The organism is Mycobacterium sp. (assembly GCF_040509115.1).
Taxonomy (GTDB): Bacteria; Actinomycetota; Actinomycetes; order Mycobacteriales; family Mycobacteriaceae; genus Mycobacterium.
Genome location: NZ_JBEVLO010000286.1, coordinates 1 through 10,801, shown reverse-complemented (window position 1 = coordinate 10,801; position 10,801 = coordinate 1). Strand labels below are relative to the sequence as shown.

General features: G+C 67.4%; 9 protein-coding genes and 2 pseudogenes. 7 read left to right on the top strand and 4 right to left on the bottom strand.

Going from position 1 to position 10,801, the window contains the following annotated elements; genetic code table 11:
- The 4 genes and pseudogenes from ABW137_RS19805 to ABW137_RS19790 all read left to right on the top strand — a co-directional run.
- Positions 1-199: pseudogene (locus tag ABW137_RS19805) on the top strand (energy-dependent translational throttle protein EttA); the annotation flags it as partial.
- 196 nt (positions 200-395) lie between these two features.
- Complete coding sequence (locus tag ABW137_RS19800; protein WP_526403082.1) at positions 396-5,273, top strand: NAD-glutamate dehydrogenase; 4,878 nt, start codon at positions 396-398, stop codon at positions 5,271-5,273.
- A complete protein-coding gene (locus ABW137_RS19795) occupies positions 5,270-5,683 on the top strand; it encodes an acyl-CoA thioesterase (protein ID WP_526403080.1) in 414 nt (137 codons plus the stop codon). Before ABW137_RS19800 ends, ABW137_RS19795 begins: the two co-directional genes overlap by 4 nt.
- A gap of 60 nt (positions 5,684-5,743) precedes the next feature.
- Positions 5,744-6,436, top strand: coding sequence for a DUF8010 domain-containing protein (locus ABW137_RS19790; protein ID WP_526403078.1), 693 nt, complete (start codon positions 5,744-5,746; stop codon positions 6,434-6,436).
- Positions 6,437-6,444: 8 nt separating this feature from the next.
- Here the strand turns inward: ABW137_RS19790 and ABW137_RS19785 are convergent, their stop codons facing one another.
- A complete protein-coding gene (locus ABW137_RS19785; protein WP_526403076.1) occupies positions 6,445-6,849 on the bottom strand; it encodes a globin in 405 nt (134 codons plus the stop codon).
- A 157-nt stretch (positions 6,850-7,006) separates the two neighbouring features.
- Here ABW137_RS19785 and ABW137_RS19780 point away from each other — a divergent pair.
- The 3 genes and pseudogenes from ABW137_RS19780 (at position 7,007) to ABW137_RS19770 (ending at position 8,508) form a co-directional block, all read left to right on the top strand.
- Positions 7,007-7,652: pseudogene (locus ABW137_RS19780) on the top strand (HNH endonuclease signature motif containing protein).
- A 132-nt stretch (positions 7,653-7,784) separates the two neighbouring features.
- Positions 7,785-8,015 carry an aa3-type cytochrome oxidase subunit CtaJ gene (gene ctaJ, locus ABW137_RS19775; protein WP_526403074.1) on the top strand — a complete coding sequence of 77 codons (231 nt, stop codon included), beginning with the start codon at positions 7,785-7,787 and terminating at the stop codon, positions 8,013-8,015.
- Positions 8,002-8,508 (top strand): DUF5130 family protein, encoded by a 507-nt coding sequence (locus tag ABW137_RS19770; protein ID WP_526403072.1) that lies wholly within the window; start codon positions 8,002-8,004, stop codon positions 8,506-8,508. Before ctaJ ends, ABW137_RS19770 begins: the two co-directional genes overlap by 14 nt.
- A gap of 128 nt (positions 8,509-8,636) precedes the next feature.
- Here ABW137_RS19770 and ABW137_RS19765 read toward each other — a convergent pair whose 3' ends face one another.
- The 3 genes from ABW137_RS19765 to ABW137_RS19755 form a co-directional block, all read right to left on the bottom strand.
- Complete coding sequence (locus ABW137_RS19765) at positions 8,637-8,777, bottom strand: hypothetical protein (protein WP_526403070.1); 141 nt, start codon at positions 8,775-8,777, stop codon at positions 8,637-8,639.
- Between the two features lie 198 nt (positions 8,778-8,975).
- Entirely contained in the window at positions 8,976-9,359 is a 384-nt protein-coding gene (locus ABW137_RS19760; RefSeq protein WP_526403068.1) for an HNH endonuclease signature motif containing protein, read from the bottom strand.
- A 53-nt stretch (positions 9,360-9,412) separates the two neighbouring features.
- Positions 9,413-10,801 (bottom strand): ERAP1-like C-terminal domain-containing protein (locus ABW137_RS19755; protein WP_526403066.1); only part of this gene is annotated, 1,389 nt, incomplete at its 5' end.

Here is a 10,801-nt window from a genome sequence, read left to right as displayed (position 1 = left end):
GGTCATCTCGCACGACCGCTGGTTCCTCGACCGCACCTGCACGCACATCCTGGCGTGGGAGGGCGACGACGACAACGAAGCCAAGTGGTTCTGGTTCGAGGGCAACTTCGGTGGCTACGAGGAGAACAAGCTGCAGAGGCTTGGCGCGGATGCGGCACGACCACACCGCGTCACCCACCGGAGACTCACCCGCGACTGATTCGCGGTGAGAGCAAAGACTTCGGTGAGATGTCGATCCGGTGGGTTGGGCACCACCGCATCGGCGGACTACCAATCCGGCGGGGCAGGAGCGGAGCGACCCGGGGAAGAACTAATGTCACTCCCGCGTGCCACGAAGCCGCTTCGGCGACTTCATCCAACGACGGCCGGCACGCGGGCCTGAGGCGGGAGCGAGTATGACGACCGTGAATTCTGGATTTCCAGGTCAGCAGCACAGCGGACCGGCGGCGACTCAGAGGGGAGCGGAGCTCACCAGCGGTCTGGCCACCGCCTATCTCGACACGCATCAGGGCCCGCACGGCGACGCACCCGCCGCGGATGCCGCGGTGACGATGCCGCTGGACCTGTCGGGTCGCATCGTGACGCCGGCGCTGCTCGCCGCTCATGCCCGGCTCGGTGGCCAGCGGTCCAGTGGTGACACCAAGGTCGCCGTCTACGACGTCGACGAACCGGGCGGTTTCGGGCCGGCACTGCAGGTCGTGACCGATCAGAGCGCCATGCTGACGGACACCGTCACGGTCTTGTTGCACCGGCTCGGCGTCGCCTACGTCGCGATCATGAACCCCACCTTCCGCGTCCGACGCAATCCGGCGGGGGAGTTGGTGGACCTCACGCCCGCCGCGGACCCCGCCGCACCGACGGACGGAGCCGACGAGACCTGGATCCACGTGTCGTTGTCGCCGTCGGCGAATCCGAAGGCCATCGCCGAGGCCGCCGAGTTGCTGCCCTCCGTGCTCGCAGACGCCCGCCAGGTGGCGCTCGACTCCGGTGCCCTGAACGCCACGTTGGTCGGGTTGGCGAGCACGCTCGACGCCGACAGGTCAGGCCACTTCCAGTCCTATGACCGCCGCGACGTCGCGGCGCTGCTGCGCTGGCTCGCCGACGGACATTTCGTCCTGCTCGGTTACCAGCGGTGCACCGTGAGCGGCGACCAGGCGACGGTGGACCTGCCGAGCCGTCTCGGCGTGCTGCGGCGGCGGACCGACGCGTTCCCCCCGCTCACCAGTCGGGACGATCTCCTGGTGCTGGCGCAGGCCACCATGCCGACCTACCTGCGCTACGGCGCGCATCCGCACATCGTCGTGATCCGCGAGAGCCTGCCCGGCGAGGACGCCGCGATCGAGCACCGGTTCGTCGGGTTGTTCACCGTCGCGGCCTCCAACGCCAACGTGCTCGAGATCCCGCTCATCGCGCGACGGGTCACCGAGGCCCTGGCGCTCTCTCATGGCGACAGCAACCACCCCGGACAGTTGACGCTCGACATCATCCAGACCGTCCCGCGTTCGGAACTGTTCGCGCTCAGCGCGCGGCAGCTGCTCGACATGGCGAAGGCCGTCGTCGACCTCGGCTCGCGTCGACGAGCGCTGCTCTTCCTGCGCGCCGATCAACTTGCCCACTTCGTGTCGTGCCTGGTGTACCTGCCGCGCGACCGGTACACGACCGCGGTGCGCCTCGAGATGCAGGACATCCTGGTCCGCGAACTCGGCGGCGAGAGCATCGAGTACACCGCGCGGGTCAGTGAATCGCCGTGGGCGGTGGTGCACTTCACGGTCCGGCTGCCGAACGACACCCGTGCCGCCGACGTCGATACGTCCCTGGCGAACGAGGACCGCATTCAGGATCTGCTGACCGAGGCCGCTCGCACCTGGGGCGATCGCCTGATGGGCGCCGTCAAGACGGGTGCCATCACCCGCGCCGCGGCCGAGCACTACTCGGTGGCGTTCCCCGAGGTGTACCGGCAGGCGTTCACCCCGCACCAGGCCATCGGCGACATCGCCATCATCGAACAGCTGCACCGCAATTCGGTGAAATTGGTGTTCGCCGACGGTGGACACGGCCAGGCCGCCAATCTGACCTGGTACCTCGGCGGCCGATCGGCGTCACTGAGTGACTTGCTGCCCATGCTGCAGTGCATGGGCGTCGTCGTGCTCGAGGAGCGCCCGTTCTCGGTGACCCGCGACGACGGTCTGCCGGTGTGGATCTACCAGTTCAAGATTCAACCGCGGCAATCGATCTCGGAAGAACAGGACGCCTCCGAACGGGAGGCCACCGCGGTCCGGTTCGCCGACACCGTCACCGCGATCTGGGAGGGCCGCGTCGAGATCGACCGGTTCAACGAGTTGGTGCTGCGTACCGGGTTGACGTGGCAGCAGGTCACGGTGCTGCGCAGCTACGCGAAGTATCTGCGGCAGGCCGGTTTTCCGTACAGCCAATCCCACATCGAGACCGTCGTCAACGACAACCCCGGGACCGCACGCGCTCTGGTGGAACTCTTCGAGGCGCTCTTCGGCCCCGAGGAAGCCGCGCCCGACACCGGGAACAAGCGCGACGCCTCGGCCGCCGCGGTGGCCGTCGCCCAGGGCATCGACGCGCTCGTCAGCCTCGACACCGACCGGGTCTTGCGTGCCTTCGCGTCGATGATCCAGGCGACGCTGCGGACCAATTACTTCGTCACCAGGCCGGGCTCCGCCCGTAGCCAGGACGTGCTGTCGGTCAAGCTGAATCCCCTGCTGATCGACGAATTGCCGTTGCCGCGACCAAAATACGAGATCTTCGTGTACTCGCCGAGGGTCGAGGGCGTGCATCTGCGGTTCGGCAACGTCGCGCGCGGTGGGCTGCGGTGGTCCGACCGACGTGAGGACTTCCGCACCGAGATCCTGGGGCTGGTGAAGGCGCAGGCGGTGAAGAACGCCGTCATCGTCCCCGTCGGCGCCAAGGGCGGCTTCGTGCTGAAGAACGCCCCCGCGGCCACCGGGGACGCCGCCGCCGATCGCGACGCGCTGCGCAACGAGGGCGTGGCCTGCTACCGGCTGTTCATCTCCGGGCTGCTCGACGTCACCGACAACGTGGACACAGCCACTGGCGCGGTCACCACCCCCGCCGACGTCGTGCGCCGGGACGGGGACGATGCCTACCTCGTCGTCGCCGCGGACAAGGGCACCGCGACGTTCTCCGACATCGCCAACGAAGTCGCCAAGTCCTACGGCTTCTGGCTCGGGGACGCGTTCGCGTCGGGCGGTTCGGTGGGATACGACCACAAGGCGATGGGCATCACTGCCAAGGGCGCGTGGGAGTCGGTGAAGCGGCACTTCCGCGAGCTCGGCGTCGACACGCAGACCGAGGACTTCACCGTCGTCGGCGTCGGCGACATGAGCGGCGACGTCTTCGGCAACGGCATGTTGCTGTCCAAGCACATTCGGCTCGTTGCGGCGTTCGACCACCGCCACGTCTTCCTCGACCCCGACCCCGATGCGGCGACCTCCTGGGCGGAGCGAGATCGGATGTTCGCACTGCCGCGGTCCAGCTGGGATGACTACGACCGCAGCCTCATCAGCGAGGGCGGCGGCGTGTACAGCAGGGCACAGAAGTCGATTCCGGTGAGCCCGCAGGTCCGCAGTGCCCTCGGCCTGGCCGACGACGTCGAGGAGATGACGCCGCCGGCGTTGATGAAGTCGATCCTGCAGGCTCCGGTGGATCTGTTCTGGAACGGCGGCATCGGCACGTACATCAAGGCCGAAGTCGAGTCGGACGCCGACGTCGGCGACCGCGCCAACGATCCCATCCGTGTCAACGGAAACCAGCTGCGCGTCAAGGTGATCGGCGAGGGCGGCAACCTCGGTGTGACACAGCGTGGTCGGATCGAGTTCGAACTCAGCGGCGGTCACGTGAACACCGACGCGATGGACAACTCGGCAGGCGTCGACTGCTCCGACCACGAGGTCAACATCAAGATCCTCGTCGACTCGTTGGTCACGGGCGGGCAGGTGAGCGCCGACGAGCGCACCACGCTGCTGATGTCGATGACCGAGGAAGTCGGCGAACTGGTGCTCGACGACAACGCCGCGCAGAACGATCTGATGGGCACCAGCCGCGCCAACGCTGCTGGCCTGCTTCCCGTGCACGCGCGCCAAATCAAGGGACTGGTGGCCGACCGCGGCCTCAACCGCGAATTGGAGGCGCTTCCGGCCGAAAAGGAGATCCGACGGCGCTCCGAGATCGGGCTGGGCCTGACCTCGCCCGAACTCTCCACGCTGATGGCCTACGTGAAACTCGCGCTCAAGGACGAGCTTCTGGCCAGCGAGCTGCCCGACCAGGAGGTGTTCGCCTCTCGGCTGCCTCAGTACTTCCCGCACCAGTTGCGGGACCGCTTCGGTCCCGAGATCCGCTCGCACCAACTGCGTCGGGAGATCATCACGACGATGCTGGTGAACGATCTCGTCGACACCGCGGGCATCAGCTATGCCTACCGAGTCTGCGAGGACGTCGGCGTCAGCCCCGTCGATGCGGTGCGAAGCTACGTCGCGGTGGACGAGATCTTTGGCGTCGGCGACGTGTGGCGCCAGATCCGTGCGGCAGGCGCGGCAGGCCTACCCGTGGCGGTGACGGACCGCATGACGCTGGACCTGCGACGGCTCATCGACCGCGCAGGCCGCTGGCTGCTGAACTTCCGTCCGCAGCCCCTTGCCGTCGGTGCCGAGGTCAACCGCTTCGCGGCGAAGGTCGCAGATCTCACCCCGCGAATGGGAGAGTGGCTGCGGGGCGACGACCGCGCCATCGTCTCCAAGGACACGAGCGAGTTCGTGGCGCAGGGTGTGCCCGAGGATCTCGCCATGATGGTGGCGACCGGGCTCTACCAGTACAGCCTGCTGGACATCATCGACATCGGCGACATCGTCGACAGGGATCCGGTCGAGGTCGCCGATACGTACTTCACGCTGATGGATCACCTTGGTGCTGACGGATTGCTGACGGCCGTATCCCGGCTGGCGCGTGATGACCGTTGGCATTCCTTGGCGCGCTTGGCTATTCGTGACGACATCTACGGCTCACTGCGGGCACTGTGCTTCGACGTGCTTGCGGTCGGCGAACCCGATGAGACGGGGGAGCAGAAGGTCGAGGAGTGGGAGCTGTCCAACAGTTCACGGGTGTCGCGGGCCCGCCGCACCCTCACCGAGATCCACGAGGACGGTGAGAAGGACCTGGCGACGTTGTCGGTGGCGGCGCGCCAGATCCGCAGCATGACGCGGACGAGCGGCACGGGGACCACCGCGTGACGGAGCGGTTCACCACGCCGGTGCCGGTGCGCTGGTCGGACATCGACATGTACCAGCACGTCAACCACGGCACCATGGTGACGATCCTCGAAGAGGCGCGGGTGCCGTTCCTGACCGAGCCGTTCGCAAACGATTTCGACACCATCGGTCTGCTGATCGCGGAGGTCCGCGTGATCTACAAGGGGCAGCTGCGGCTCGCGGATTCGCCACTGCAGGTGACGATTTGGGTGAATCGACTGCGTGCGGTGGACTTCACGCTCGGCTACGAGGTGCGCTCCGTGCTCGCCGATCCGGACTCGAAGCCGGCCGTCATCGGGGAGTCGCAGTTGGCCGCCTTCCACATCGAGGAGCAGCGTCTGGTTCGATTGGCGCCGCACCATCGGGAGTATCTCCAGCGTTACCAGCGATGAGCGCTCGCGCGAAGAGCGGAGTGTTGCGATGAGCGCTCGCGCGAAGAGCGGAATGTTGCGATGAGCCTGTCCGGGATGGGGCCAGACCGTGGTCTCTGGCTCGACGACGCCGCGCACCGCGAGGACCTCGCCACGTTCGTGGAACGCGCGATGCGCCTCGACGACGCCAGCGTGATCCGGCTTCGTGAGCGAGCCGGGGGACAGGTAGTCGCTTGGGTAGCAACGGGTTTCGACGTGCTGGCCAGCCGGGTGGTGGGTGGCCGCGTCAAGCCCGCCGATCTCTCGGTCGGCGCCGATGCGCTCACCGTGGCGCTGCCCGCGATGGACCGCTCGGGATTCGTCGATCCTGGTTTCGCGATGGATTCGGCGTGGCGCGGAATGCTGCCTCCTGAAACGGGTTTCGTGCATCTGGACGATGTTCCCGCCAGGGTGGTGCTCGACCTGGCTCAGCGCGGGGTGGCGTTGGCCAAGGAGCATGGCAGCGCCCACGGCCCGCCCGCGTCACTCCTCGACCAGGAGGTGGTCGCGGTGACTGCGGGCGACACCAGCGTCGGCATTCCGATGCGGTGCGTATTCGCCTTGACGGCAATGGGTTTCCTGCCCCAATCGAAGACGGCCGACCAGTTTGCGCCCGAGTCGGTGGCCCCCGACGAGGTGGTGCGGGTCAGGGTGCTGCCCACGTGGCTACGCGTCGACGCTCGCTTCGGCACCGTGTACCGGCGCCGCGGGGATCCGGCCGTCGTTCTTCGTTAGCGCGTTGGTCAGAAGGGTGAGTTGACCATGGATTGCGCTGCCATCTCCAGGTAGTCGAGCAGGGCGCGGCGGTGGGCGTCGTCCATGGTCTGGGAGTCGATCTCCGCGACCGCGGTGTGCATGCAGCGCAGCCAGGCGTCTCGCTCGATGGGCCCGACGCGGAACGGCGAGTGACGCATCCGCAGGCGTGGATGGCCACGCTGCTCGGAGTACGTTCGCGGGCCGCCCCAGTACTGCTCGAGGAACATCCGAAGGCGGACCTCGGCCCCGTCGAGATCTTCCTCCGGGTACAGCGGGCGCAGGATCTCGTCGTCGCGGACCAGTTGGTAGAAGGTCGCCACGATGGTGTGGAACGTCTCGGCGCCGCCGACTTCGTCGTAGAACGACCGGGGTTGCTCCGTCACGGGCTCCATTGTCCCCCGGCGGGTAGGAGCGCAGCGACCGGGGAAAGTATCGGGCTCCGCAGGCGGAGTGTCGTCATCGGATGTTCACCGGACTGACCAGCGAACACGACCCAAGATTGTCGTGCGATCGGCGGCGATCCGTGGTGCACTATTTCCCGGAGGACGCATGTCGCAGCGAAGGAGGAGTCGCGGGCACCTGACCGCGGCCGGCTCAACCAGCCCAACAGTGCATGCTGCCCCGACTCTGCTGCTGCCTGGCGCCGAGGCGCGTCCATCGGCTAGCGACAGCGGCGTCTGGAGCCGTCGCAGAGTCCTTCTGCTGAATTCCACCTTCGAACCGCTGGCTGCGCTGCCTGCCCGCCGCGCGGTGGTCATGCTGTTGTGTGGCAAGGCCGATGTCGTCCACGACGACCCGTCCGGACCCGTGATCCACTCGGCGACCAGGGCGATCGTCGTGCCGTCGGTGATCCGGTTGCGGTCATACGTGCGGGTGCCCTATCGGGCGCGGGTTCCCATGACCCGCGCAGCGCTGATGCACCGCGACCGATTCCGCTGCGCCTACTGCGGGGCCAAGGCCGACACGGTCGACCACGTGGTCCCGAGGAGTCGGGGTGGTGACCACTCCTGGGAGAACTGCGTGGCGGCGTGTGCGCCATGCAATCATCGCAAGGCCGATCGTCTGCTCAGCGAGCTCGGGTGGGCGCTGCGTTCGACACCGTTGCCACCCAAGGGCCAGCACTGGCGGCTGCTGTCCTCGGTGAAGGAACTGGATCCGGCATGGGTCCGATATCTGGGGTGAAGGCGCGGCCTGACCATGCTCTGGACGTCTGCTCTTCGCGCAAGCGCTCATCGCGCGTTGTCTGCTCTTCGCGCAAGCGCTCATCGTGCGTTGTCTGCTCTTCGCGCAAGCGCTCATCGCGCCCCTTGCTGATACGGTTTGCGACGTGAGTACCGCACTTACCCATTCGCTGCTCGGCGGCGTGCCGATCCTGGTCTTCTTGATCCTGGCCGCGATCACGCTGCGGAAGAAGAGCCCGCATCCCCCCACGTACCAGCTGTCGGAGGAGTGGACGCACGCTCCCATCCTTTGGGCGTCCGAGGAGCCCGCGGACCACGGTCACGGTGGGCACGGCTCGCATCCGGTCGTTGGAGGTGGCGTCAGTGGCAAGTGGTAGCGAGCATTCGACGGAGCTCGCCAAGGCACACCCGGCCGAGGTCGCCGAGGCCGCCGAGCAGAATCTCCCGTACGGCTACGCGCTGACCTACAGCGGACGTGTCTCCGGTGTCACCGAACCCGGCGAGCTGTCGGTCCACTACCCGTTTCCCGTCACCGACCTCGTCGTCCTCGACGACGCGCTGCAGTACGGCTCCCGCGCCGCGAAGGCGCGGTTCGCCGTGTACCTGGGCGACCTGGGGGTCGACCCGGCAGCGACGGCGCGTGACATCCTGACGAAGGTGCCCACGCCGGAGAACGCAGTGCTGCTGGCGGTGTCGCCGAACCAGAAGGCCATCGAGGTGGTCTACGGTTCCGACGTCAAGGGCCGCGGTATCGAGGAGGCGGCGCCCCTTGGCGTGTCCGCGGCCGCCGCGTCGTTCGCGGAGGGCAATTTGATGGACGGCCTCATCAGCGCGGTACGGGTGCTCAGCGCAGGCGTCTCACCCCGCTAGCGCTTCTGCTCGTCGACCGGCCCGTCGTCGCGTTCGATCCGATCGTCGACGACACACCGCACTGTCGGCGTCCCCTGGAAACGACGAAGCCGGTGACCTGTGTGGTCACCGGCTCAGTTCTGGTCGTTCTAGCGGTTCTCTTCGTAACGCTGAGCGATCGCCAGCAGTTCTTCGCGAACCGTGGAATCGGGCAGTGCGTTGATCCGCGCGTAGAGGCGGCGCCGGCTCATGGCGCGCGTCAGGTCGTCACGGAACTGCGCGAAGGACATCGGTACTCCTTGGTTGTGCCCTGGATCACAGAGCTGTGGTTGCTAGTCGTCGGCCATCGACGGATCGACAGCATCAACAACCCATCAAGCATCAGTGTTAATTCCGTGTAAATCAAGCTGCGACGTGTGACTTTGCGCTCACTGGCCGACGCGGCACCGGCAATCTGGGCTGGCGTCAGCGGTCGGCGAATCGACCAGCTACTGCTCCACCGTGTTAGCTGTGGCTAGCTCGTCGAGCGCCGCGGCGATCAATTCGGCGCGGATGCGCACGTACCGTTCCAGGAAGGTGCGTTCGTCGAGTCGCTTGCGACGAAGCCAGCCCGTCACCTCGTCGTTGCACTTGCTCGCATTGCACGCCGCGCAGGCGGGCACCACGTTGTCGAGGGTGTACCGCCCGCCACGCGAGATCGCCATGACGCAATCCCGCTGCAGTGGGCCCTCGGCCGCGCCGCAGTACGCGCAGCCGTCCCATGCCGTCTTGATCGCCGCCCACTGTGCAACGGTGAGGTCGTTCACCACCGCCGCGACGCGACGCTTGCGCCTGCGGGCCGCTCTGGCCCGTCGCGTGTTCGTGCCCGCCACCGCGCGAGCGTATGCGACGGACCGCCGAAGACCGGTGAGGCGGCGCCGTGGGCCTAGGAGACGTCGAAGGCGCGGGCGCGCAGGGCGCGTTCAACCCCTGCGCGTCCTTCGATCACCAGTCGCCGCAACGCCGAGGGCACCTCGCCGGCCAGGAATCGGTCGGCGGCGTCGAGGCCCTCCTGGCTGACGTCCGACGAAGGGTACAGGCCGATGACGACGGTCTGGGCAACCTCGCTGGACCGCCGTTCCCAGACTCCGCTGATGGCGTCGAAGTACTTGGCGGTGAACGGCTTCAGCAAGGCTGCCTGGCCAGGTTGCCCGAAACCCGTCACGATCGCACGGGTGGTGATGTTCGCCAGCGTGTCGTCCTCGATCACCTGCTGGAAGGCTGCCTCCTTGACCGCTGCCTGCGGGCGCGCGGCAGATGCAGCCGCCGCGTTGCGCCGTCCCGCGGCAGTCGGGTCGCGCTGCGCCTCGGCGTCGATGAACGGCGTTGCGGTGCCGCCTTCGTCGACGTCGCCGCCCGCGGCCAGCGCGATGACGATGCGCCACCGCAGGTCGGTGTCCACGCTCAACCCGGACAGACCCTGCTCGGCTGGGTCCGTATCCAGCAGGGCCGCGAGTACGGCGGTGTGGCGCAGCGACAGCGCCGACGTGCACAACGCGTTGACGTAGGCCAGCTGGAAGTCGGAGCCCGGCTCGGCGGCACGGGCCAATTCCAAGAGCCGGTCGGCGAAGGCGGGCCAACCCTCCGAGCAGGCCCAGTCCGGATCGGCGTAGGCGTTCAACGCCGTCTGCGCCTGCAGCAAGAGCCGTTGGGCCACGCCCACTTCCGTCTCGGCGTGAATGCCGCCCTTGACCAGCTCGACGAAGTCGCGGGCCTTCAGCTCGGCCTCGCGGGTCATCTCCCAGGCCGCCGACCATGCCAGGGTGCGGGGCAGCGACTCTGAGATGTCGGCGATGCGGGTCAGCACCGTCTGCAGTGATTCCGGGTCCAGCCGCAGCGAGCAGTAGGTCAGATCGTCGTCGTTGACCAGGATCAACTTGCCTCGCGAAATGCCCTGCAGCCCTGGCACATCCGTAGTCGCGCCGTCCACGTCGAGCTCTTCGCGGTGAATTCTGACCAGCTTGCCGGAGCCGTCGTCGTCGTAGACGCCCACCGCCAAGCGGTGCACGCGCGTCTCGCCGGCGCCGGGCGCCGCACCACTCTGATCGATCGCGAATCGGGTGAACGTGCCGTCCCCGTCGACGTCGAAGTTCGCTCGCAGCGTGTTGAGTCCGGTCGTCTTGAGCCACTGGCGGCCCCACTGTGAGAGGTCCCGGCCCGACGACTTCTCCAGTGCGCCAAGCAGGTCACCGAACGTCGCGTTGGCGAAGGCGTGGTCGCGGAAGTAGGAGCGCAACCCCGCCAAGAAGGATTCGACGCCTACATAGGCCACGAG

Excerpts from the sequence above, each read along its gene's own strand:
- ABW137_RS19800 (WP_526403082.1), top strand. The coding sequence starts at position 396 with ATGACGACCGTGAATTCTGGATTTCCAGGTCAGCAGCACAGCGGACCG.
- ABW137_RS19790 (WP_526403078.1), top strand. The coding sequence starts at position 5,744 with ATGAGCCTGTCCGGGATGGGGCCAGACCGTGGTCTCTGGCTCGACGAC.
- ABW137_RS19785 (WP_526403076.1), bottom strand. The coding sequence starts at position 6,849 with ATGGAGCCCGTGACGGAGCAACCCCGGTCGTTCTACGACGAAGTCGGC.
- ABW137_RS19765 (WP_526403070.1), bottom strand. The coding sequence starts at position 8,777 with ATGTCCTTCGCGCAGTTCCGTGACGACCTGACGCGCGCCATGAGCCGG.